This is a genomic window from Flavobacterium sp. KH_035 (genome assembly GCF_057839565.1).
The window spans coordinates 4747005-4769049 of the sequence record NZ_CM174492.1 but is presented as its reverse complement, the minus strand read 5'-3'; the positions used below and the strand labels follow the sequence as shown (position 1 = coordinate 4769049).

Sequence of the window (22045 nt, the reverse complement as noted above, 5' to 3'; positions counted from 1 at the left end):
AAAAACAATAAAATAAAATCATAAGTGAGCATGATTAATATAAGGAAATTTGCAGCGATAGATATTGGATCCAATGCCATGAGGCTACTGATATCAAATGTTGTAGAACAAGATGGAAAAGAACCGCAGTTTAACAAAAGTTCACTTGTTCGTGTGCCAATTCGTTTGGGACAAGATGCCTTTACCGTAGGAGAAATTTCAGCAGAGAATATAGATCGAATGGTAGATGCTATGAAAGCATTTAACCTTTTGATGAAAGTACATAAAGTAGAACGTTATATGGCGTTTGCAACTTCGGCGATGCGCGAGGCATATAATGCGAAGGAAGTTGTAGCTTTGATCAAGAAAAAAGCCGACATAAAAATCGAAATTATTGATGGTAAAAAAGAAGCTGCAATTATAGCTTCTACAGATTTACATCATTTACTAAAAACAGATGAAACTTATCTTTTTGTGGATGTAGGAGGAGGAAGTACCGAATTTACTTTGTTTTCTGATGGAAAAATGATCAATTCCAGATCTTTCAAAGCCGGAACCGTTCGTTTGTTAAATAATATGGTACACGATGTGGTCTGGGATGAAATCGAAAAATGGATCAAGACCAATACCGAAGATTATGAAGAAGTAACTTTGATCGGTTCGGGAGGAAACATCAATAAATTGTTTAAAATGTCTGGAAAACAGCAGGAAAAACCACTTTCATACATTTACATCAATTCACAATATGCTTTTTTGAACTCTTTAAGTTACGAGCAAAGAATCGCCGAGTTAGGTCTGAATTCAGATCGCGCCGACGTAATTATTCATGCAACCAGAATTTATCTGAATGCCATGAAATGGAGTGGTGCACGCCAGATTTATGTTCCAAAAATTGGACTTTCAGATGGAATTGTAAAAGCAATGTATTACGGTAAAATTTAGGGATATCAACTAATTTTTTTGCCACAACCCGAGTGATCGCGTATAGACAAAGCATTTTTACGAATTTTCACCCAAAATAAATTCGTGGAAATTCGTGGCGTTTTTTTATTAATACTAAAATTGATTTTCAATGAATAAAACCAGACTTGAGGCTTTTAGTGATGGTGTTTTGGCTATCATTATAACCATTATGATTTTAGAAATTAAAGTACCGGCAGGTCATGAATTTACGGATTTAAAGCCACTGATTCCTAAGTTTCTAAGTTATGTTCTGAGTTTTGTTTATGTTGGTATTTACTGGAACAATCACCATTATTTAATTCATAGTCTGGGTAAGGTTAATGGAAAAATTCTTTGGGCCAATTTGCATTTGCTATTTTGGCTTTCCTTAATTCCTGTGGCAACCGGTTGGATGGGCGAACATAACTTTGCCAAAGCATCTATGGCTTTGTATGGTACTGTCTTATTGTTGTGTTCAATTGCATATTTTATTTTACAGCGCATTATAATTCTTAATGAAGGTACAGATTCGACCCTGGCAAAAGCGATAGGACGAGATGTAAAAGGACATACTTCTTCAGTTTTGTACATTTTGGGAATTGTATTTTCATTTTATAACGAATGGATTTCGGGGGCGGCTTATTTTATCGTTGCTTTATTATGGCTTATTCCGGACAAGAGAATAGAAAGGATTTTTGCTTCTAAAAATTAATTCATTTCAGGAATATCATGAAATCAGTTTTTCAATCCATAAAGAATTTACCGCAGGAGGTATTAGATCAGTTAGATGATTTAATTACGGTCCGAAAACTTAAAAAAGGCGATTTTCTACTGAAAGAAGATCAGGTTTGTAATGAAATTGTTTTGATTAAAAAAGGAATTTTAAGATCGTTCTTTTTTAATCATCAGGGCAATGAAATAACGAATTGTTTTGCTTTTGAAAATGAATTTATGGGCTCGTTTTCGAGTTTTATAACACAAAAAGTTGCGGAGGAAAATATTCAGGCACTTACAGATACTGAAATCGAGGTGATACAAAAAGAGGGAATAGAGAAACTTTACAGCTCAAGTATTTACTGGCAGGAAGTAGGTCGTAAAATTGCTGAAATTGAATATGTGACGTTGCAAAAAAGAATGATTTCTTTTCAGAAGTTGTCAGGGACCCAGCGTTATGAAGAACTTTATCAAAATCATAAAAATTACATTCAACAAATTCCACTTCAATATTTGGCCTCTTATTTAGGTGTTACACCAAGGCATTTAAGCCGAATCCGGAAAGCAATTTTATAGGACATTTGTCCGGTTCGCGGAAGGGGTTTCCTCATTATTTTTGTTCCAAACAAATGTATTAATGAGGAAAAATATTTTAATAATTGGTGGAACAGGATTAGTCGGTAAAGTTATTTTACGCATCCTTAAAGGAAGAAATTTTGATTATAAGGTCTTTATCGGGAGCCGTAATCCAGGAAAAAGCGGAAGTGCTTTAGTAGTAGATGTGAACAATCCTGACACCTTTACTTCAATTACAGATCATAAGATCGATTTGATTGTAATGTGTACAAAAGATAGTAGTAATAAAATCTTGCAGTTTGCTATAGAAAATGGTCTGGATTATCTTGATATTACAAAACCGACTCCGGATTTAATGGCTGCGTATGATTTTGCTAAAGTCAATAAACAAAAAATTGAAAGCCGAATCGTTTTTAGTTCGGGCTGGATGGGTGGAATCGTCAGCAGTTTGGTTGATCTTGTCGAACCCGATACTTCTAAAATTCAGGAAACAAATCTGTATATTTATTATTCGATCAAAGATTCGGCGGGGAAAAGCTCTGCTCATTTTTTAGCAGAAAATGTGTGTAAATCCTTTGTGGTTTATGAGAATGACAAATCTAAAAATGTCAGGCATTTTTCTGACTCAGAAAATTTTAATTTTTCATTTGGAATAGGAAAACGACAAGTTTACAATCTTGATGTTCCGGATTTATTCATATTAAATCAGATCGAAAAAATACCAACCGTTTCGGTTAAGATGACTTATAATTCTAAAATAGTTACGCGTTTCATGGGGTACCTCCAAGGGCTGAAAGTGTTTAATATCATGTCGTTAAAAGAAAGGCAGCTTTTGTTTGGTTCGAGCGGAAAAGGAGATCAGACAGTTTTTGAAGTCATGGTTAAAACTCAGAACAAAACAAAGCGCATCGGTTTGCAGAGTTTAAAAGGTCAGGCAGAATTAACGGCATTTTCGGCAGTTTTGCATGTCGAAAAGCTATTGAGCGAAAGTGTAGAAGAAGGAATTTACTTTAGCCACCAAATACACTCATCTGCCGAAATTTATGAGGCCTTAAGTGCTTACAGTACAATTAATGTTAATATAAGCTAATTGAATATGAAAAAGATTCTTATTATCAACGGTCACCCCAATCCGTCCAGTTTTAATTTTGCAATAGCTGACTCTTATCTTAAAGGGGTAATTGAGTCTAAAGCGGAAGTAGATACAATTACAATTGCGAAGCTAAACTTCAATCCGAATTTACAGTTTGGTTATCAAAAGCGTACCGAATTAGAGCCCGATTTGTTAGAGTCTTGGGAGAAAATAAAAAAAGCAGATCATTTAGTCTGGATTCATCCGGTTTGGTGGGGTGGATTGCCCGCGATTACAAAAGGCTTTATTGATAGGTTGTTTTTACCGGGTATGGCTTTCCAGTACCGTGAAAACTCGGTTTGGTGGGATAAGTTGTTAAAAGGAAAAACGGCTCATATTATCACTACCTTAGATCAGCCCGGATGGTACTACAGATTGTTTTATGCAAGACCAAGTGTCAATCAGCTAAGAAAGGCTACTTTAGAATTCTGCGGGATCAAGCCTGTAAAAGTGAGTTATATTGGAATTATAAAAACAGCTGATGAATCACAAAGGAAAAAATGGTTGCAAAAAGTATATAATTTTGGGGTGCAGCATAAATAAAAACTAGGTGTGTAAATCCAATCCAAATGTAGTACGCAAAAGGTCTATATTTGGGTTGATTTCCATCAGACGATTGTATCGGTCCTGATCATTAAGACTGCGTTTAACTTCGATTGCTTCATTAACATTAACCTCAATTGTAATATCGTGATTGTGTAAATGTCCTTTTAGATGGCCTAAAAGCCCATGAATCTGACCTTCAAAATCTAGTTTAGAACCTTCATTTGGTAATTCGAAAGTAATAGTTGTGCCGCTTAACTTTGGGTCATTGATTAATAATAACGACTGCATAATTTTATGACCTTTATCGCCTAGACGTTGTGCGTATTTGTTCCATTGAACTAACATTTCAGTCTCTGTAAATTCTTCTGTAGGCATTACAGAAGTAGGTTTTACATAAGTTTTATTGGCCGCTTCTAATTCTTTTTTCTTGCGGATGCTTGACAAAGAAAAGGCAGAAACTTTTGGTTCTGTGCTTACTTCAGATTTTGGAGTTGATGGAGCTTCAGGTTTTGGAGCTGAAGCTGTTTCTTTGTTTTTTGAAGTTTCGGTTCCGGGTACAGTCGTTTGGGGAGTTTCTGTCTTTGGAGTTTTAACTTCAACGATAGAATATCCGCCATTTTTATAATAAGTGGGAGGAATTATGAATTGCTCAACTTTTTTTTTTCTCCATCAAAATTGATAGAGGCCAATTGCATAAGGCATAACTCGACTAAAAGGCGTTGGTTCTGACTTAATTTGTATTTTAAATCACAGTCGTTGGCAATGTCGATCCCTTTTAATAGAAAATCCTGTGAGCATTTTTGTGCCTGAACTCCATACATTTGTTGTGCCTGTTCGCCTACTTCAAGTAAAGCGATTGTAGCAGGAGTTTTGCTTACCAGTAAATCTCTGAAATGAGATGCAAGTCCGGCAATAAAATGATGTCCGTCAAAACCTTTTGCAAGTATGTCGTTGTAGGCCAGTAAAAGATCCGGGATTTTATTTTCTAAAAGTAAATCGGTGATGCTAATGTAAGTTTCGTAATCTAAAACGTTTAGGTTTTCGGTTACGGCCTGACGTGTTAAGTTAGTTCCGCAATACGAAACCACACGATCAAAAATAGATAAAGCGTCACGCATTGCACCATCAGCTTTTTGGGCGATAATGTGCAAAGCATCGTCTTCAAAATTGATTCCCTGACTTGCGGCAACATCTGCTAAATGTTCTTTAGCGTCTTTTACCGTAATTCTTTTGAAATCAAAAATCTGACAACGAGATAAGATCGTTGGAATAATTTTGTGTTTCTCTGTTGTAGCCAGAATAAAAATGGCATGTTTTGGCGGTTCTTCCAATGTTTTCAGAAAAGCATTAAAAGCTGCCGAAGACAACATGTGGACCTCGTCAATAATATAGACTTTATATTGTCCGGTTTGTGGCGGGATTCGAACCTGATCAATCAGATTACGAATGTCATCAACAGAGTTGTTTGAAGCAGCATCTAACTCAAAAACGTTAAAAGCAAAATCTTCAGTAGGATCATCATATCCGGGCTGATTGATTTTTCGGGCCAGGATACGCGCGCAGGTTGTTTTTCCAACACCACGAGGTCCGGTGAACAAAAGGGCAGAAGCAAGGTGATTGCTGTCAATAGCATTCAGCAAAGTGTTGGTAATGGCTTTTTGTCCCACTACATCCTTAAACGTCTGTGGGCGATACTTACGGGCCGATACTACAAATTGTTCCATGTTCTATTTTATTCGATAGCAAATATAGGCCGAAAATTGCCAAATCACAAATCTGAAATTGATAAATGTTGGAGTAGTTTTTAAGTGTTTTGAATATGAGAAAGTAACGTTTTAGAATTTGATTTTTGGCACTGAAAAAAAATCAGAAGATGTATTTTTTTGCTCCTCATTTTTAACTTTTTCTTATGAAACTGATTTCGATATAGTTGTAAGAATTCAGGTTTAAATTTATATTTTTGATGCAATCCTTTAAGGAAATCTAAAACCAATTAAAATTGCCGGATATGAAATTATTTTTATCGACTTTGCTTTTGGTTACCACATTTATTGTAAAATCTCAAACTGCAGCTACCAGCAGTCCGGTTTATCAACTGCGTATCTATGAGATTTTTGAGTCTAATAAAAATCAGTTCCATGAACGTTTTCGCGATCACGCAATGCGTATCATGAAGAAGTATAATTTTAAGATCACCTCCATCTGGGAATCAAAATCGGGCAAAAAAACAGAATTTGTTTATTTTCTGGAATGGCCGGACGAAACCACTATGAAAAAAGCCTGGGAAGGTTTTAAAACAGATCAGGAATGGATCGCGATTAAAAAAGAATTTACAGCAAAATATGGCGATGTAGTTGGGAATATTGAAGATCGGATTTTGACAAAGACAGACTATTCTCCAAAATGATCCCTGTACTTTTTTCAAGGACTGTTTAGAGAGTTTATACCCCGAAATGTATAGAAAGTACTACTTAAGCAGCAAGTATGTCGTGGGTTCTGCTTAAAAATATTTAAAACGTGCGTCTCGTTGGTAAGTTTAGCCGCAATCTCATTTTAACTCCTTAATTTTTATGAAAAACTATTTATTGGTAATTGCATTTGTTTTTTTTTCGTTTACTCTTCAGGCGCAAACCGCTCAGGATTCGGTTGATATCAAACGTGTTGCTTTGGCTTATATCGAGGCACAGCATAATCCGAATCCGAAATTGATGGAAGGTGCTTTGCATCCCAGATTGGTAAAACGGTCTGTTTTTAGAAGTAAAGCTGCCAAAAAAGATTATATCTCAGAATACTTTGCAGAGAACATGGTGATTCTGGCAGAAACTTACAATGCAAAAGGGGATAAGTTTCCTAAAAATCCAAGAAAAGAAGTGAAATTACTGGATGTCTCGGCACGAACAGCGTCTGTTAAATTGATTGCTGATGCCTGGATCGATTATATGCACATTGTAAAAACAAATGGGGAATGGAAGATTATAAATGTGCTGTGGCAATACAATGATGTAACGCAGCATGAGTAAGTAATTTCTTTTTTTCGATGGAAATTTTGCAATTATTATTGAAGTAATAAAGCGGTGAAGATTTATCTGAAATTTGGAATTATACTTTTGATTCGATCCGTGTTTTTGTCTTTCCAAGGAACGAAAGATTTTTATGCAAACGCTGTAAAGAAAAAAGTTAATCTTTGGCGAACTGTTTACGGAGATTTCTCGTTCCTTGAGAAGACATTATTATTAGTCGCTTTATTAAATCAGAAGGTATAATTTTCTTCTGAAACCAAGTGCCCTAGCCCTGATAGGAGCGGTATCCTTTTTCTTGCTCCTTTAGCAAGGAAAAGATAAAGCGGATAGCAGGATTGGCTTCTGAAAATCACCTTCCTTTAATGCTTAAATCCGATAAAAATTTTACCGTTTCCTGATCGGAGTCGGCAGAGAAACCTGCAACATAAACCCCCTTTTTACCTGATGTTGATTTAATTCCGTATACAACTGCCTCATCGCCTGGGTCTGAATTCCCTTCGTATCGATACACATGAACAATTTCAAATTTTTCAGGATTCTTTTTTATCAGGTCTGAGTTTAAGTTAAAATCAAACGTGAATCCTTTTTCATTCAATTGATCTAAAGCTTTTGAAACAGTTGCGTAGTGATACATTCTAGTCATGATAATTGAATTTTAAAATTATGGATTTTAAAGATAACCAATTTAAAATTAAATTGTTATGAAAATAGGCCGAAAATCTAAAATTTAAAATCATTATTCTTAGTAGATAAATTGCTACTTTTGCCCCGCAGACCGCCTTATCGTCGTTCCGATTTATCGGAAGGGAGGAAAGTCCGGACACCACAGAGAAGCATAGCGGGTAACACCCGTCGGCGTTAGTAATAGCGCAAGGACAAGTGCAACAGAAAGTATGTACAGGTAATGCTGTAGTGAAACCAGGTAAACTCTATGCGGTGAAATACCAAGTATATCAGCATTTAAGGGCTTCTCGTCCGTTGTTGAAGGGTAGGTAGCTTGAGTCCTGTAGTAATACAGGATCTAGATAAATGATAAGGCTCTGATTTATCAGAGACAGAATCCGGCTTATAGGTCTGCATTTTTTATGTTTATGAAACTTTTTAGTCTTTTTTCATAAACGTGACTTCTTCAAAACAATAACACATAAACTATATCGGATTTACTGTTGCGAAAGTATTGATTTTTAAAAATAAGTGAATTGCTTTTTTTGAAAATTAAAATTTAGGATTCAAAATTCATGTAATTTGTGATAACCCCTTTTTAATTAATTTATTATGAAAAAAAGAATTGGAATTTTAGGACTTGGTGGAGTAGGTGGTTATTTTGGAGGACTTTTGGCAAAGGCTTATCAGGAGTCTGAAGAGATTGAGATTGTTTTTATTGCGCGCGGAGCTACTCAGCAGGCAATAACCGAAAACGGACTGAAAATCGTGACCGACGATTCGGAGATTATTGTACATTCAAAATTAGTTTCAAATGATCCAAAAGAAATTGGAGAGTTAGATTATTTGATTTGCGCAACCAAAACGTATGACATTGAGGAAAGTCTGCTTTCACTTCAAAGTTGTATTGTTGCTAAAACAGTTATTCTTCCTTTGTATAATGGAGTTGATGCACCTGAACGCATTCAGAAAATATTTCCTCATAACGATATTCTGCACGGTTGTGTTTATATTATTTCGATGATTACTTTACCCGGAACTATCAGAAAAATGGGTTTTTATGAAAAGCTATTTTTTGGATCTAAGATGGTTTCTGCTTCAAAATTAGAAGAATTACAAGAAATTTTTCAGCAGGCCAGAATTGAAAGTTATTTGGTTGAGAATATTGAAGAAACAGTATGGGAAAAGTTTATTTTTATTTCGGCACTAGCGTCGACGACTTCGTATCTGAATCAGTATATTGGTGAAATTTTGGACAATGCAGATGCTATGGCGGTCTATGTTGAATTGCTACATGAAATTGATGCAGTAGCTAAAGCAAAAGGGTTAAAGCTGCCGGAAGATATCGTAAATCAGACCGTACTTAAGTTGGAAAAATCACCACGCGAAGCAACATCATCGATGCACAGAGATCTACTGGCAGGCAAGAATACCGAAGCCCTTTCACTTACTAAGTTTGTATTGAACGAAGGGATGAAGTATGGTGTAAAAACACCGCTTTATGAAAAAATTACTAAGGTATTGCTGCCTTAGAATTTGTGATTCATTTGTGCAGTGAACGAAGCAGATTTTCCTGATGGTAAGAGCGATATTAATGTAAGAAAAGAAGTATTTTTTTTAAGGTTTGTTTTTATTGTTTTTATCTTATTTTTGGCACAATTAATTTAACAATCAAAATGAAAAAAAAGTATCTGCTCTTGTTTTTATCTGTTCTTATTATCAATGTGATTCAGGCGCAAGATGAAGCACCCTCAGTAGAAAAAAATCAATTTAAAATAAATATGATTTCTCCGGGATTCGTTTATGAGCATGGTTTTACGGCTAATAACACCCTTTATTCAGAAATTAGCTTAGGAGTTGGTTACAGTTATAACAGTTTCTATAACGAGTCAAACGTCTATTTTTCCCGTTAATCAGTGAGCAATTTCGCCATTATTACAATTTAGAAAAGAGAACGAAAAAAGGAAAGAGAACAGCTCATAACTCGGCTAATTTTTTTGCTCTAAATGGCCAATATAATTTCCGAACGGTTTCGACTAACGAGAGATATAGAGAGCGTGTACCATCAACAACGCTTGCGGTACTTTGGGGATTGCAACGAACGTACAATCGAAAATTTAATATGGAATTTAACCTGGGGCCCGGAATAAATATTGATAAATACAATACTGAATTTGTTCCGGTAGCTAATTTTACATTAGGTTGGGTTATTGGAAAATAATCATAAGAATAGAAAAACCTTGATTCGTCAAGGTTTTTCTATTTTAAATTCCAGTCCAATATTTCGAGTGCTTTCAATGCTGATTTTTGGATCGGAGTTAAAATATTTTCTAAGTCTGCTAATAAAAACATCCATACTTCGTCCTGAGAAATAATCATCTTTTTTCCAGACCGACATTAAAATTTGATCCCTCTTTAATAACTGGTTATGGTTCAGATATAGATACTCAATAAGAGAAGCTTCCATTTCTGTGAGCTGCTGGACGTGATTTTTATTGTTTAGGGTTAATCTTTCATTATCAAAAACATAAGAACCAATTTCAATTATATTATTTCCGTTCAGACTTCTCTTTTGTTCGATTCTTTTTAGAATATTCTGTAAACGCAGAACGAGTTCGTCGACTTCAAAAGGTTTTATGATATAGTCGTCTGCACCTAGTTTTAATCCAATGATTTTGTCTTCTTTTAATTTTCTTGCTGTTAGAAAAATAAATGGAATCTCGGGGTCGATTGTAATTATTTTTTCGGCCAGTGAAAATCCGTCCAACTTTGGCATCATAACGTCAAGAACGCAAATGTCAAATGTCTGCTTTGCAAAATAGTCTAAAGCTATTTCTCCATTTTCTGCCCAGATTACTTCAAATTGATGCAGTTCTAAATATTGTTTTAAAATTGCCGCAAAATCAGAATCGTCTTCGGCTAAAAGTAATTTTTTCAAAATAAGGGTATTAAACTTTTAATAAAATAGTAAACTGAGTTCCTTTTCCTAAGTCACTCACAACGCTAACAGAGCCCTGATGCGCTTTTATGATCTGATCGACATAATACAATCCTAATCCTAATCCTTTTGTATTATGAAGATTTCCTTGTTCGACACGATAGAATTTTTCAAAAAGAAGCGATTGTTTGTTCTTTTCAATTCCGATTCCGTCATCTTCAACACTAATTGAAAATTGATTCTGGTTCAGATTTGTTTTTATTGTAATGGTGGTTGAACCATATTTTACGGCATTTTCCAATACATTCAAAAGAGCAGTAGTCAGATAAAATTTGTCCAGAATGAGATTGGTTTTCTGCGTATGAAAATTGGTTTTAATGTCGATTTTAGGGTAGGTGATTTTAAAATCATTTACAATCGTAAGAAGGAACTCTTCGGTTTCTATTTTTTCTTTTTGCAATTCGATTCCGTTTTCAGCCAAAGAATTTGCCATTACCTGATCAATCAAATTCTGTAAACGATTGTTCTGACGTGAAATTGTATTGACAATAGCACTAAAGTTTTCATCATTATCCCGGATGTCTTTTCGCTCTAATATCCTGGTCGAAATGCCTAAAGTCGTCAAAGGTGTTTTTAGTTCGTGTGTAATATTATTGATGAAATCGGTTTTAATATCGTTGGCTTTCTTCTGCTTGATTAAAGCTTTTATGGCAATGAAAAAAAGCGTGATAAGAGTTGCTATAGAAAGTAAAGACAAAATTAAAACGAAAGTCATTCGTCTTAAAATAATTATTTCCCAGTCGATTACTGAAACGTACATCGAATCCTCGGTTAGCAATTTGTAGCCCTTATTTTCAAAAGTTCCGTTAGTAGTTCCAACATAATTCCGAACTAGAAAGGCATGATTTAATGAGATAAGATTTCCGTACAGTTTGTTTTGGATAAAAGGCTTTTCGGAGAAAATCGTGTCTGCTTTTTTGGTGTTTTGGTAGAGAACAAATTTATTCAGAACAATGGCAAAATCTATTTTTAAGTTGGGTAAATCTCTTTTGAATTTACGCTGGATTTTTTGTGTCAAAGCATCGCTGTATTCATTTCCGAGAATATAGTTTTTAATCTCAAACTTGCTGTTTTTTCCTTGAATGTAATTTTCGGATAATTGTTGGTAAAGGGCTTCTTTTTTGGCAACGATTACCGAATCTATATCGCTGTAATCATTGGTAATCCCGGCAATTTTATTTTTAATTTCAGTATGAAACTGCGCTACTTTATAATCGTATGTTGTTTTTACCAAATAACATTGCACTGTCGATAAAACAATGAGAGCGAGGATAGAAAAGGCTATTAGTAAATTGATTCTTTGTTTCATGGATTGTTTTATTGGTATGCTAATCACACAGATTGAACTGGTCTGTGCTGGTTTTTTCAGCCCGTTGTAATTGTTTTTAACACATAGAAACATAGTTCTAAATGCTGAGAAAGTCGTTTCACTTTAAATAAAACGCATAACGCTATGCGAAAGAAATATATTTCTCTTTTATAACCTCTTTTAAAAATAGAAATCTATGTTTCTATGTGTTTGATAAATTTTTTAATGACCGCGATGGGATTTATTTACTAAACAGGAGTAAATCCGTGGGCTATTACCAATTCAAAAATAAAGCTTTTAAGAGACAATAGGCACATTAACCCCGCATTAACCTTCAATTAACTTTCGGAACTCTTTTTTAGAAGCATTTTTGCAGGACTACAATCTAAAATCAAATCCGAAATGAACATTAATTTGCTGGTAAAACTTTTTTTAATTCTCTTTTTGTTCTTGTTTTCTTTGACAGGATATGCACAAAATGAAACTCCAAAAGACGGTCTTTCGAATACATTAAGCGATTGTGATTGCCCGTAAAAAGACCTTTACTAATAGTTCAAAAGCAAGATATCTGCTCGATGAGCGGGAGATTTCGGTTTCAGTTAAATACTCTTTTGGGAAGGTGAAGGAAACGGAATTCAAAGGAAAAAGTATGGAGGAGAATTCAGATCGGCTTAGATAAAAAATAGAAGCTGATACTTGTCTTTCTGAGCGAAGCCTGAACCTTAGATTGTTCTGGCTTCGCTCGACATGACTTTGTTTACAGAGAAAAAATTACCCTTCGTCTTCTTCTGTTATTTTGGTCGATAAATCGTCCGGTAATTCTTCGTCGTCATCGGTTGAGTTCAATTCGAAAAAACTAAAGAAAGATCCTCCGTAGCTTTTTTGAAAAGAAAAATTACTCAAGTGATCCATTTTGGTATATTTTGAATGTTCGATAATCATCATACCGTCTTCATGAAGTAGTTCTTTTTCGAAAACTGTTACTACAATCTTCTCAAATGCGGTCTGATCTAATCCGTAAGGCGGATCGGCAAAAACAATATCGTAAGAAGTTTTACAGTTGTCCAGAAACTTGTAAACATCACTTTTAGTTGCAGCGATATCAAAATCGTATTCTGATGAAACCTGCTTGATAAATTTTACACATCCAAAATCACCATCTACAGAGGTAATTGGAGCGCTTCCGCGTGAAGCGAATTCAAAACTGATGTTACCTGTTCCTGAAAACAAGTCCAGTACCTTTAGGCCGTCAAAACTAAAATGATTGTTCAAAACATTAAACAATGCTTCTTTACTCATATCGGTTGTCGGTCTTACAGGAAGGTTTTTTGGTGGAAAGATGCGGCGACCTTTGTATTTTCCTGAAATGATTCTCATGATTGGAATAGGATATAATGTTTTTGATTTTCGGCTGTTGTGAAGCTATTTCTTTGCTGTAAGTTGCTTACATCCAAAAAGGATATATGACGAATGTATTTATATGCAACGGCATAATACGGATCGTTTTGGTCGATTGTACCTAATAATTCAAGTTGGAAACTCTCTGGATTCAAACTCAATTGTTCGGCAGTAAAAAGCAAATAATAAATAAAATCTTCGGGTGTCTGGTATTCAAATGAGTTGAACAATAATAGTTTTTGATTTTGCACTACAATCACCTCAAAATGCCCATAATTAAAATTAACGACCATTTTTTTATCGTCATTGTTTCTTGAAGCATCCAGAATTTTTTCGACTAAAATACTGTTGGCATGCTTGTAGTCAAAAGTCCCAAACTGATCGATGAAAAAATTGTTGATATTGACATACGGTATGTAAACCGCATTCATTTGATATTTTGAAATTTGATCGAAAGCAAAAAAATCAGTTTCAAAAACCTTTGTGTTGTATTGCAGATAACTTCCAAGGTAGTTCTCATCAAACAAAGCCGTTGGAACAAAGGTGGAAAGATTATTATTGTGAATTACCAAAACTTCGTCATAAGTTTCCTGTAGTTCCGGATGGTTTCTAAAAGCATCGCCAAACAGTTCTTCTATTTTGGTCGCTTTGTGAAACGTTTCAAAATGAATTTCTTTTAAAGAAGAGATGGTATTATTTAAAGTATCAAAACAACAAAATGACAATCCGGTCAAGGAAACCTGAATAGAAAGCTTTTTGTATTTTTTTGAAGTGATGTTAGTGTTTTGTAATGACATATTGATTTACAATTCGTTACCTGTTTTACAAGAAAGAATTTTAGGCGACCACAAACTTACAAATTAAAAAGGAACAATAATAATTGCAATTTCAAAAAACAATTTCACTTACATTTTAAAAGAAGGTTAAGAAAAGAATTTTTTTTGAAAAAGGGAAGCCTTAATTTTAGAAATGAGTTGTAGAGGCGAAATTTTAAATTGGCATTGCCATTAAAAAAGACGAACTTTGTGCCTCAAACTTACCCTATGAATTCAGCATTGTTTTACGGCGTTTTGCAAAAAAAATTTCCTTTTGCTCCAACATACAAACAGGATATTTTTTTTCAAAAAATTGCTATTTTTTTGACCGAACCGGCTAATGATACCATTTTTGTACTGAAAGGATACGCAGGAACGGGAAAGACAACCGTGATTTCGACCATCGTAAACAATTTGGGCGATATCAATAAAAAGTTTGTTTTGCTGGCACCAACCGGGCGTGCGGCAAAGGTAATTGCCAATTACTCGAATACGCCTGCATTTACCATTCATAAAAAAATATATTTTCCTAAGAAATCTTCGGGAGGGGGCGTAGCCTTCACCAAACAGCAGAACAAACATAAAAACACCATTTTTATCGTCGACGAGGCTTCGATGATTTCCGACAGTAATTCCGATTCCAAAATGTATGATAACGGATCGCTGCTGGATGATTTGATCTCGTATGTGTATTCGGGAACAAATTGTAAAATGATTCTTCTGGGAGATACAGCGCAGCTGCCTCCGGTTAATTTAGATATTAGCCCCGCTTTGGATACTCACACTTTAGGGATTCATTACGGTAAAGAAATTGAACATATCGAACTCGATGAGGTAATGCGTCAGGAGGAAAGCTCAGGAATTTTGTTTAACGCAACAGAATTAAGGGAGCTGCTGAAAGAGAGTTTTATTACTGAATTTAGATTCAATGTTAAAAAATTCAAAGATATTGTTCGATTGACCGATGGATATGATATTCAGGATGCTATTAATTCGGCTTATAGTAATTATAGTATTGAAGATACCGCTTTTATTGTCCGTTCGAACAAAAGAGCCAATCAGTACAATGAACAAATTCGAACCAGAATTTTATTTAAAGAAAGTGAGCTGTCAGCAGGAGATTTCCTGATGGTAGTAAAGAATAATTATTTCTGGCTGAAAGAAACAGATGAAGCAGGATTTATTGCTAATGGTGATATTATCGAAGTCCTTGAACTTTTTGGAATCAAGGAGTTGTACGGATTTAATTTTGCAAAGGTAAAAATCAGAATGGTCGATTATCCGGATCAGAAGCCTTTTGAAACGGTATTGATTTTAGATACGATAAAAAGTGAATCTCCATCGTTAACCTATGAAGAATCCAACCGCTTGTATGAGGAAGTAATGAAAGATTATGAAAACGAAACGACCAAGTATAAAAAATTTCAGAAGGTAAAAGAGAACGAATATTTTAATGGTTTGCAGGTGAAGTTCTCGTATGCTATAACCTGTCATAAATCGCAGGGAGGTCAATGGGATACGGTTTTTATTGAACAGCCGTATTTGCCTAACGGAATTGATCGTGATTATATTAGATGGCTGTATACCGCTATGACACGTGCTAAAAATAAGCTATATTTGATAGGATTTAAAGACGAGAGTTTTGAGGAGTAAAACGCGAATTTCACTAATTCTCACGGATTTTTCTTAAATTTAACGTTAGTGAAATTCGTGTTAGAACCATTTACAATGACAACACTAAACGACTTACATTCGATTTCGTCAGCATTTTCGAATACTGATAAAATGCCGGTCCTGTTTTTAGGACACGGAAGTCCTATGAATGCAATTGAAGAAAATCAGTTTGTAACCGGTTTTCGGAATTTAGCCAAAACACTGCCGCAGCCAAATGCAATTTTGTGTATTTCGGCTCACTGGTTTACCAACGGTATCAAAGTAACGTCGATGCAGATGCCCAGAACAATTCATGATTTTGGAGGATTTCCACAGGCTCTTTTTGATGTGCAGTATCCCGCAAAAGGAAGTCCGGAACTGGCACATGAAACTAAAAAAATATTAGAACCAGTTCCAGTAGATCTGGATGAACACTGGGGACTGGACCATGGTGCCTGGAGTGTAATCAAACATTTGTATCCGCAAGCCAATGTTCCTGTAATTCAGTTGAGTATAGACTATACGAAGTCAGGACAGTATCATTTTGAATTGGCGCAAAAACTACAATCCTTACGCAATAAAGGTGTTTTGATTATTGGAAGCGGAAACATCGTTCATAATTTACGAATGGTCGATTTCAGGAACTTTGATAAAGATAATTATGGTTACGATTGGGCAATTGAAGCACGCGAAACAATCAATTCGTATTTGCTGGACGATAATTTTCAGCCTTTGATTGACTTCGAAAAAATGAATAAAGCAGTTCAACTGGCGATTCCTACACCAGAACATTATCTGCCATTACTCTACACTTTGGGATTAAAAGGAAAATCAGAAGAACTTAGCTTGTTTAATGATAAACTATTAGCTGGTTCTTTGAGTATGACCTCAGTTGAAATAATGTAATACGACTTTAGGAGTCCTAAAGGGAGGGTTATTGCACAGAGATTCACGCTGATTTTAGCATATTGAAGTGATTCAAATTCGTTCGAAATTTTATAAAGAAAATCTGCGTGAGAAAAATTAAGTTCCCTACCAAAAAACTTTGTGGATCTCCTTGAAGGTTTCGTGAATCTCTGTGAAATACATTATTAGGATTACTTTTCCTCTTCTAAGTTATAAGCATAGAGGTAACCATCGGCGCTTCCAAAATACACCGTGTTGTTGCTGATAAATGGAGAAGAAACAATAGCTCCTAATTTATAAAAATCATCCATCACCTTTTTGCAATTATCATACAGCGAAAGATCTGCGTTACGGCCGGCGTAGGAAAAATCTAAAAGATCATTCTTTAATGTAGAAGAGGCCAATTGTTTGCGGTTTTCGGTGCTTACGATTTTAGATTTTTTTCCGTTAGAAAGTAGATCCAGACTGAAGAAATTTCCGGTAAAATCGCCAAAATAAACGGTATTACCTGCTATACCAGGCGATCCGTAAACATAACCATTAGTTTTGAATCGGTATTTCTCTGCACCCGTTTTAGCATCCAGAGCCAATAAAGCATAAGTATCTGAGGTTCCTACATAAACGGTGTTGTCCTGAATAACAGCTGTGCTTAAAAACCAGGAATTTTCGGCATCGTATTTCCAGAGTAGTTTTCCTGTTTCGGCATCTAAAGCGAAAAAGAAAGGTTCTCTGGCTCCAAAATAAAGCTTCCCGTCAGCAACAGCAACAGCGGATTGGATTCCTTTAAAACCTGGTTTTGTTCCGGTTGCAAAACGCCAGACTTCCTTGCCGGTTTCAATATTAAGTGCATACAATACAGCATCCCAGCCACCGATATAAATTTTATCCTTATCGATTACCGGAGTTCCATGTACAGGTTCATTGGTTTTGATTTTCCATTTTAAATCTCCGGTTTTAGCATCCAGCGAATAGATGTTTCCGTCGCTGCTCCCAAACAGGACAACTGCCTGTTTTCCTTTTTCATAAACTGCGGGAGATGATATATAAAAACTCCATAAATCGTCCATATACTGTGTTGAAGGTTGCATTCCGAACCTGCCGTTTTCTCCTAGCCAGTGTTCACCGCCAGTTTTAAATTTCCAGATTAATTTACCGTTTTGGGTATTTACGGCGTAATAATTTCCGTCAAAACTTCCAAAGAAAATAGAGTTTCCATAAATGCCGGGAGTACAATGAATAGCTCCATTGGTTTTAAATTTCCATTTTGTTTTTCCTGATTTTTCTTCAATAGCATAGAGAAAACCGTCTTCGCTGCCTATATAAACAGTGCCGTTTTTTGCAATTGGAGAGGAGAAAATTTTACCGTCAGTTTTGAATTTCCATTTCAGATTAGAAGTTGGCTGATAGCCCTGTCCGTCAAAAACTCGATCTGTAAAAGCATTGTTTATTGTTGCTTTTTTTTGGCAGAAGGCCGAGGGAATAAAAGTTAAGTTCAATAAAAGTAAGGGCAAAATCAGGTGTTTTTTCATAGTAGTTTTTTTCTCATAAATATAATATATTTTTTAAATTGCTGTTCTTCAGATTTATAAAATGCGGCTAGGAATATTTTTTTAAACTTATTAATTCTGAATAGTTACATTTGTTTAGAAGTTTAAAAAATAAAAATAAAATGAAGATAATAGCTGTAATTCCGGCGCGATATGCATCAACACGTTTTCCTGCTAAACTCATGCAGGATCTGGGAGGAAAGTCGGTGATTTTAAGAACTTATGAAGCAACCGTTGCGACAAAATTGTTTGATGATGTATTTGTAGTAACTGATTCAGATTTAATTTTTGATGAAATTGTAAACCAGGGCGGGAAAGCTATTATGAGTATCAAAGAACACGAATCCGGTAGTGATCGAATTGCAGAAGCTATTGCGGGTCTTGATGTGGATATTGTTGTAAATGTACAGGGTGATGAACCTTTTACCGAAGCGGGGCCTTTAGAGCAGGTTTTGTCGGTATTTAAAAACGATGAAGATCACAAAATAGATTTGGCTTCTTTAATGCGCGAGATTACAGAGGAAATGGAAATTAATAATCCGAATAATGTGAAGGTGGTAGTTGATCAGTCGCAGTTTGCATTGTATTTTTCACGATCAGTAATTCCATACCCTAGGGATAAAGATGTTGGGGTTCGTTATTTTCAGCATATCGGAATTTACGCGTTTAGAAAACAGGCTTTACTGGATTTTTACAGCTTGCCAATGAAATCTTTAGAAGCTTCTGAGAAACTAGAGCAACTACGCTATTTAGAATTCGGAAAACGTATTAAAATGGTCGAAACGACGCATATTGGAATCGGGATTGATACGGCAGAAGATCTGGAGAAGGCGAGAGCAATTTTGGCTTCTAGGTAGTACGCGGATGAGACGGATTCGCTTGCGCGAAGACACGGATTGTCGCGGATTTTTTTTGTTTACTTATTTTGGATTCAGCAAAGTCTTAGTTGTGAAATGGTACACGAATGAGACGGATTCGCTTACGCGAAGACACGGATTGTCGCGGATTTTTTTGTTTACTTAGGTTAGATTCAGCAAAGTCTTAGTTGCGAAATGGCACACGGATGACACGGATTTGCTTATGCGAAGGCTTGGATTTCTTAGTATTAAGTTTTGATATTTGTTGATGTTAGGCTGAGCGAAGTCGAAGCTTGAACTACTAAACAGTTTTTTGTGTTATAGACAACGTTTTTGTCATTTCTCCTTTCGATCGAAATGGTAAACTGCAGACATAGAATAATGTAAAGAAAAAGCTCCAAATCGTTAAGATTGGAGCTTTTTTATATCGAAAACTGAACTAAATTCTTAGTATAAACTTGGATATTTAGATGGGTTAACTTCGTGCATCATTGTGTATACTTTCTCAAAGATGTCTTCGGCTGAAGGTTTTGAGAAATAATCACCGTCAGTTCCATAAGCTGGTCTGTGCGCTTTTGCAGCAAGAGTTTGCGGTTTACTGTCCAAGTGATGGTAAGCATCCTGTTCTTCCAGAATTTGTTGTAAAATAAACGCTGAAGCTCCACCAGGAACATCTTCGTCAATTACTAACAAACGGTTGGTTTTTGCGATACTTTTTACAATGTCTTTATTAATGTCAAACGGAAGAAGTGACTGGATGTCGATTACCTCACAATCAATTCCTAAATCTAACAACTCAACTGCAGCCTGTTCTACGAGTCTTAAAGTCGATCCGTAAGAAACAAGAGTTATATCCGAACCTTCTTTTAAAGTTTCAACGACACCAATTGGTGTTTTGAATTCTCCAAAGTTTAGTGGTGTTTTTTCTTTTAAGCGGTAACCATTCAAACATTCGATTACTAAAGCCGGTTCGTCACACTCTAAAAGCGCGTTGTAGAATCCTGCAGCCTGAGTCATGTTTCTTGGTACTAAAACGTGAATACCACGAATAGCATTGATAATCATTCCCATTGGCGAACCTGAGTGCCAGATACCTTCTAAACGGTGTCCGCGGGTTCTGATGATTAACGGTGCTTTTTGTTTTCCTACCGTTCTGTATTGTAATGTCGCCAAATCATCACTCATGATTTGGATGGCATATAGTAAATAGTCTAAATATTGAATTTCAGCGATCGGGCGTAAGCCTCTCAACGCCATTCCAATTCCCTGACCAATTATGGTAGCTTCACGGATTCCGATATCGGCAACACGAAGTTCTCCGTATTTTTCCTGCATACCTTCTAATCCCTGATTTACGTCACCAATATTTCCAACATCCTCTCCAAATATCAAAGTTTCCGGATATTTAGTAAACAAAGCATCAAAATTGTCACGCAAAATCATTCTTCCATCCAAATCAGCTTTAGCATCTTCGGCGTATTCCGGAAGTACTTTTTCAACTGAAAACACATTTAAATCAGAGTCAGAGTATAGGTGGCTACTGAATCGTGGCTGTGTAATTTCAATATAATTTGTAATCCAGTTTGATAATAAAACTTTGCTGTTTGGAACTTCAATAAAACGCAATATTTTTCTTGCTATGGCAAGCATTTCCTTTTTTAAAGGGGATTTTATAGCGCTTAATTCTGAAATATATTTTTGTATTCTTTCTTTATGGTTTATGCTCGCTTCAGCAATTTGCCCTAATAAAGCCAAAAGATTTTTCTGATCTTCAATAATTGGATTGATAAAAGAATTCCAAGCTTCTTTTTTAGCTTCTAGAACTTCTTTTTTCAAATCAAAATCAATTTCAGCCAATTCTTCAGGAGATGCAATATTGATAGCAATCATCCATAATCTCATCTGACGAATACAGTCAAAATCTTTTTCCCAAGCCAGTCTTTCGGCATTTTTATAACGCTCGTGTGAACCTGAAGTAGAATGTCCTTGTGGTTGTGTTAATTCGTTTACGTGAATTAAAACCGGAATATGCTCTTCGCGTGCAATGGCACCCGCTCTTTCGTATGTCGAAACAAGTTCGGCATAATCCCAGCCTTTAACTCTGAAAATTTCATAACCTTTAGCATCTTCATCGCGTTGGTATCCTTTTAAAATCTCAGAGATATTTTCTTTCGTAGTCTGATGTCTGGCGTGAACCGAAATTCCGTATTCATCATCCCAAACACTCATTACCATTGGAACCTGTAATACTCCTGCGGCGTTTATAGTTTCAAAAAACAAGCCTTCAGAAGTACTTGCGTTTCCTATAGTTCCCCAGGCAACTTCATTTCCGTCTACTGTAAATTTGTCTTTAACAGTAATTCCGTCAACATTTCTGTAGATTTTTGAAGCCTGTGCTAATCCCAATAATCTTGGCATTTGTCCGGCAGTAGGAGATATATCTGCGCTTGAATTTTTCTGTTTTGTTAAATCTTTCCAGGAACCGTCTTCGTTTAAACTATGGGTAACGAAGTGACCGCCCATTTGTCTTCCGGCGGACATTGGATCAAAATCTAAATCTGTATGACCATATAAACCTGCAAAAAACTGCTTTGGAGTCAATTCGCCAATGGCCATCATAAAAGTCTGATCGCGGTAGTATCCGGAACGAAAATCTCCGTTTTTGAAGGCTTTCGCCATTGCAAGTTGTGGGACTTCTTTACCGTCTCCAAATATTCCAAATTTAGCTTTCCCTGTCAAAACCTCTTTACGTCCTAAAAGACTACATTCGCGGCTGGTAACCGCAATTTTGTAATCGTTCATTACTTCAGTCTTGAAATCTTCGAAAGTAAGTGTAGTATTATTTTTTTCTTTAATCATAATCTCAAATGGGTCATGTTACGCAGCAAAAATAATTAAAAAGTATTAATAATCATAATTCATTAAAGTAAATATAATTTAATTATCTGTAATTAAATTGCTAAAAGCAGGTGTGTTTTTTGTGTAATGTT

At 35.6% G+C, this 22045-nt stretch carries 23 protein-coding genes and 1 other RNA gene; 15 read left to right on the top strand and 9 right to left on the bottom strand.

The genetic code is table 11. From position 1 onward, the window contains the following. Positions 1 to 30: 30 nt before the first annotated feature. The 5 genes from AC3IS6_RS19375 (at position 31) to AC3IS6_RS19355 (ending at position 3886) form a co-directional block, all read left to right on the top strand. Entirely contained in the window at positions 31 to 921 is an 891-nt protein-coding gene (locus AC3IS6_RS19375; protein WP_173964570.1) for a Ppx/GppA phosphatase family protein, read from the top strand. Between the two features lie 130 nt (positions 922 to 1051). Continuing rightward, complete coding sequence (locus AC3IS6_RS19370) at positions 1052 to 1633, top strand: TMEM175 family protein (protein WP_489161784.1); 582 nt, start codon at positions 1052 to 1054, stop codon at positions 1631 to 1633. Between the two features lie 17 nt (positions 1634 to 1650). Further along, a complete protein-coding gene (locus tag AC3IS6_RS19365; protein WP_489161782.1) occupies positions 1651 to 2211 on the top strand; it encodes a Crp/Fnr family transcriptional regulator in 561 nt (186 codons plus the stop codon). 61 nt (positions 2212 to 2272) lie between these two features. Beyond that, positions 2273 to 3301: a saccharopine dehydrogenase family protein gene (locus AC3IS6_RS19360; RefSeq protein ID WP_489161781.1), complete on the top strand. Its 1029-nt coding sequence runs from the start codon at positions 2273 to 2275 to the stop codon at positions 3299 to 3301. 6 nt (positions 3302 to 3307) lie between these two features. Then, the gene (locus AC3IS6_RS19355; RefSeq protein WP_489161780.1) at positions 3308 to 3886 is read left to right on the top strand and encodes an NAD(P)H-dependent oxidoreductase; all 579 of its coding nucleotides are present in this window, start codon (positions 3308 to 3310) and stop codon (positions 3884 to 3886) included. 3 nt (positions 3887 to 3889) lie between these two features. On the opposite strand, the gene AC3IS6_RS19350 is transcribed toward AC3IS6_RS19355, so the two are convergent. Next, positions 3890 to 4333: a DNA polymerase III subunit gamma/tau gene (locus tag AC3IS6_RS19350; protein WP_489161778.1), complete on the bottom strand. Its 444-nt coding sequence runs from the start codon at positions 4331 to 4333 to the stop codon at positions 3890 to 3892. On the opposite strand from AC3IS6_RS19350, the gene AC3IS6_RS19345 reads away from it, so the two are divergent. Continuing rightward, positions 4323 to 4514, top strand: coding sequence for a hypothetical protein (locus AC3IS6_RS19345; RefSeq protein WP_489161777.1), 192 nt, complete (start codon positions 4323 to 4325; stop codon positions 4512 to 4514). The two genes, AC3IS6_RS19350 and AC3IS6_RS19345, sit on opposite strands and share 11 nt — an antisense overlap. A 13-nt stretch (positions 4515 to 4527) precedes the next feature. Here AC3IS6_RS19345 and dnaX read toward each other — a convergent pair whose 3' ends face one another. Further along, positions 4528 to 5613 (bottom strand): DNA polymerase III subunit gamma/tau, encoded by a 1086-nt coding sequence (gene dnaX / locus AC3IS6_RS19340; protein ID WP_263361398.1) that lies wholly within the window; start codon positions 5611 to 5613, stop codon positions 4528 to 4530. Positions 5614 to 5897: 284 nt separating this feature from the next. Between dnaX and AC3IS6_RS19335 the strand changes: the two genes are divergently transcribed. Together AC3IS6_RS19335 and AC3IS6_RS19330 are read left to right on the top strand one after the other, a co-directional pair. Continuing rightward, on the top strand, positions 5898 to 6296 hold the full coding sequence (locus tag AC3IS6_RS19335) for an NIPSNAP family protein (protein ID WP_489161776.1): 399 nt from the start codon (positions 5898 to 5900) through the stop codon (positions 6294 to 6296). Between the two features lie 163 nt (positions 6297 to 6459). Further along, positions 6460 to 6909, top strand: a complete 450-nt coding sequence (locus tag AC3IS6_RS19330; protein WP_489161774.1) for a nuclear transport factor 2 family protein — start codon at positions 6460 to 6462, stop codon at positions 6907 to 6909. A gap of 349 nt (positions 6910 to 7258) precedes the next feature. Here the strand turns inward: AC3IS6_RS19330 and AC3IS6_RS19325 are convergent, their stop codons facing one another. After that, positions 7259 to 7552 carry an SH3 domain-containing protein gene (locus AC3IS6_RS19325; RefSeq protein ID WP_173964579.1) on the bottom strand — a complete coding sequence of 98 codons (294 nt, stop codon included), beginning with the start codon at positions 7550 to 7552 and terminating at the stop codon, positions 7259 to 7261. A 124-nt stretch (positions 7553 to 7676) separates the two neighbouring features. Here AC3IS6_RS19325 and rnpB point away from each other — a divergent pair. From rnpB to AC3IS6_RS19310, 3 genes are all read left to right on the top strand, one after another. Next, an RNA gene (gene rnpB / locus AC3IS6_RS19320) (RNase P RNA component class A) lies at positions 7677 to 7994 on the top strand. 190 nt (positions 7995 to 8184) lie between these two features. Then, complete coding sequence (locus AC3IS6_RS19315; RefSeq protein ID WP_489161772.1) at positions 8185 to 9105, top strand: ketopantoate reductase family protein; 921 nt, start codon at positions 8185 to 8187, stop codon at positions 9103 to 9105. 143 nt (positions 9106 to 9248) lie between these two features. Further along, positions 9249 to 9485: a hypothetical protein gene (locus AC3IS6_RS19310; RefSeq protein WP_489161770.1), complete on the top strand. Its 237-nt coding sequence runs from the start codon at positions 9249 to 9251 to the stop codon at positions 9483 to 9485. Positions 9486 to 9820: 335 nt separating this feature from the next. Here the strand turns inward: AC3IS6_RS19310 and AC3IS6_RS19305 are convergent, their stop codons facing one another. Next, positions 9821 to 10510 carry a response regulator transcription factor gene (locus AC3IS6_RS19305; protein WP_489161769.1) on the bottom strand — a complete coding sequence of 230 codons (690 nt, stop codon included), beginning with the start codon at positions 10508 to 10510 and terminating at the stop codon, positions 9821 to 9823. Positions 10511 to 10520: 10 nt separating this feature from the next. Further along, complete coding sequence (locus tag AC3IS6_RS19300) at positions 10521 to 11879, bottom strand: sensor histidine kinase (RefSeq protein ID WP_489161768.1); 1359 nt, start codon at positions 11877 to 11879, stop codon at positions 10521 to 10523. A 402-nt stretch (positions 11880 to 12281) separates the two neighbouring features. Here AC3IS6_RS19300 and AC3IS6_RS19295 point away from each other — a divergent pair, with 402 nt between their 5' ends. Continuing rightward, a complete protein-coding gene (locus tag AC3IS6_RS19295; RefSeq protein WP_489161766.1) occupies positions 12282 to 12413 on the top strand; it encodes a hypothetical protein in 132 nt (43 codons plus the stop codon). A 237-nt stretch (positions 12414 to 12650) separates the two neighbouring features. Here the strand turns inward: AC3IS6_RS19295 and AC3IS6_RS19290 are convergent, their stop codons facing one another. Together AC3IS6_RS19290 and AC3IS6_RS19285 are read right to left on the bottom strand one after the other, a co-directional pair. After that, complete coding sequence (locus tag AC3IS6_RS19290; RefSeq protein ID WP_173964585.1) at positions 12651 to 13256, bottom strand: RsmD family RNA methyltransferase; 606 nt, start codon at positions 13254 to 13256, stop codon at positions 12651 to 12653. Then, on the bottom strand, positions 13253 to 14074 hold the full coding sequence (locus tag AC3IS6_RS19285) for a DUF3822 family protein (RefSeq protein WP_489161765.1): 822 nt from the start codon (positions 14072 to 14074) through the stop codon (positions 13253 to 13255). Before AC3IS6_RS19285 ends, AC3IS6_RS19290 begins: the two co-directional genes overlap by 4 nt. Positions 14075 to 14320: 246 nt before the next feature. Here AC3IS6_RS19285 and AC3IS6_RS19280 point away from each other — a divergent pair, with 246 nt between their 5' ends. Both AC3IS6_RS19280 and ygiD read left to right on the top strand, forming a co-directional pair. Beyond that, positions 14321 to 15745, top strand: coding sequence for an ATP-dependent DNA helicase (locus tag AC3IS6_RS19280; RefSeq protein WP_489161763.1), 1425 nt, complete (start codon positions 14321 to 14323; stop codon positions 15743 to 15745). Positions 15746 to 15820: 75 nt separating this feature from the next. Continuing rightward, positions 15821 to 16651, top strand: coding sequence for a 4,5-DOPA-extradiol-dioxygenase (gene ygiD, locus AC3IS6_RS19275; RefSeq protein WP_489161762.1), 831 nt, complete (start codon positions 15821 to 15823; stop codon positions 16649 to 16651). Between the two features lie 191 nt (positions 16652 to 16842). Here the strand turns inward: ygiD and AC3IS6_RS19270 are convergent, their stop codons facing one another. Further along, positions 16843 to 18180 (bottom strand): outer membrane protein assembly factor BamB family protein, encoded by a 1338-nt coding sequence (locus AC3IS6_RS19270; protein WP_489161761.1) that lies wholly within the window; start codon positions 18178 to 18180, stop codon positions 16843 to 16845. Between the two features lie 140 nt (positions 18181 to 18320). Here AC3IS6_RS19270 and kdsB point away from each other — a divergent pair, with 140 nt between their 5' ends. After that, positions 18321 to 19055, top strand: coding sequence for a 3-deoxy-manno-octulosonate cytidylyltransferase (gene kdsB / locus AC3IS6_RS19265; protein ID WP_489161759.1), 735 nt, complete (start codon positions 18321 to 18323; stop codon positions 19053 to 19055). A gap of 447 nt (positions 19056 to 19502) precedes the next feature. Here the strand turns inward: kdsB and AC3IS6_RS19260 are convergent, their stop codons facing one another. After that, a complete protein-coding gene (locus tag AC3IS6_RS19260; protein WP_489161757.1) occupies positions 19503 to 21914 on the bottom strand; it encodes an alpha-ketoacid dehydrogenase subunit alpha/beta in 2412 nt (803 codons plus the stop codon). Between the last annotated feature and the right edge of the window lie 131 nt (positions 21915 to 22045).

Excerpts from the sequence above, each read along its gene's own strand:
- AC3IS6_RS19375 (WP_173964570.1), top strand. The coding sequence starts at position 31 with ATGATTAATATAAGGAAATTTGCAGCGATAGATATTGGATCCAATGCC.
- AC3IS6_RS19370 (WP_489161784.1), top strand. The coding sequence starts at position 1,052 with ATGAATAAAACCAGACTTGAGGCTTTTAGTGATGGTGTTTTGGCTATC.
- AC3IS6_RS19365 (WP_489161782.1), top strand. The coding sequence starts at position 1,651 with ATGAAATCAGTTTTTCAATCCATAAAGAATTTACCGCAGGAGGTATTA.
- AC3IS6_RS19360 (WP_489161781.1), top strand. The coding sequence starts at position 2,273 with ATGAGGAAAAATATTTTAATAATTGGTGGAACAGGATTAGTCGGTAAA.
- AC3IS6_RS19355 (WP_489161780.1), top strand. The coding sequence starts at position 3,308 with ATGAAAAAGATTCTTATTATCAACGGTCACCCCAATCCGTCCAGTTTT.
- AC3IS6_RS19345 (WP_489161777.1), top strand. The coding sequence starts at position 4,323 with ATGCTTGACAAAGAAAAGGCAGAAACTTTTGGTTCTGTGCTTACTTCA.
- dnaX (WP_263361398.1), bottom strand. The coding sequence starts at position 5,613 with ATGGAACAATTTGTAGTATCGGCCCGTAAGTATCGCCCACAGACGTTT.
- AC3IS6_RS19335 (WP_489161776.1), top strand. The coding sequence starts at position 5,898 with ATGAAATTATTTTTATCGACTTTGCTTTTGGTTACCACATTTATTGTA.
- AC3IS6_RS19330 (WP_489161774.1), top strand. The coding sequence starts at position 6,460 with ATGAAAAACTATTTATTGGTAATTGCATTTGTTTTTTTTTCGTTTACT.
- AC3IS6_RS19325 (WP_173964579.1), bottom strand. The coding sequence starts at position 7,552 with ATGACTAGAATGTATCACTACGCAACTGTTTCAAAAGCTTTAGATCAA.
- AC3IS6_RS19315 (WP_489161772.1), top strand. The coding sequence starts at position 8,185 with ATGAAAAAAAGAATTGGAATTTTAGGACTTGGTGGAGTAGGTGGTTAT.
- AC3IS6_RS19310 (WP_489161770.1), top strand. The coding sequence starts at position 9,249 with ATGAAAAAAAAGTATCTGCTCTTGTTTTTATCTGTTCTTATTATCAAT.
- AC3IS6_RS19300 (WP_489161768.1), bottom strand. The coding sequence starts at position 11,879 with ATGAAACAAAGAATCAATTTACTAATAGCCTTTTCTATCCTCGCTCTC.
- AC3IS6_RS19295 (WP_489161766.1), top strand. The coding sequence starts at position 12,282 with ATGAACATTAATTTGCTGGTAAAACTTTTTTTAATTCTCTTTTTGTTC.
- AC3IS6_RS19290 (WP_173964585.1), bottom strand. The coding sequence starts at position 13,256 with ATGAGAATCATTTCAGGAAAATACAAAGGTCGCCGCATCTTTCCACCA.
- AC3IS6_RS19285 (WP_489161765.1), bottom strand. The coding sequence starts at position 14,074 with ATGTCATTACAAAACACTAACATCACTTCAAAAAAATACAAAAAGCTT.
- AC3IS6_RS19280 (WP_489161763.1), top strand. The coding sequence starts at position 14,321 with ATGAATTCAGCATTGTTTTACGGCGTTTTGCAAAAAAAATTTCCTTTT.
- ygiD (WP_489161762.1), top strand. The coding sequence starts at position 15,821 with ATGACAACACTAAACGACTTACATTCGATTTCGTCAGCATTTTCGAAT.
- AC3IS6_RS19270 (WP_489161761.1), bottom strand. The coding sequence starts at position 18,180 with ATGAAAAAACACCTGATTTTGCCCTTACTTTTATTGAACTTAACTTTT.
- kdsB (WP_489161759.1), top strand. The coding sequence starts at position 18,321 with ATGAAGATAATAGCTGTAATTCCGGCGCGATATGCATCAACACGTTTT.
- AC3IS6_RS19260 (WP_489161757.1), bottom strand. The coding sequence starts at position 21,914 with ATGATTAAAGAAAAAAATAATACTACACTTACTTTCGAAGATTTCAAG.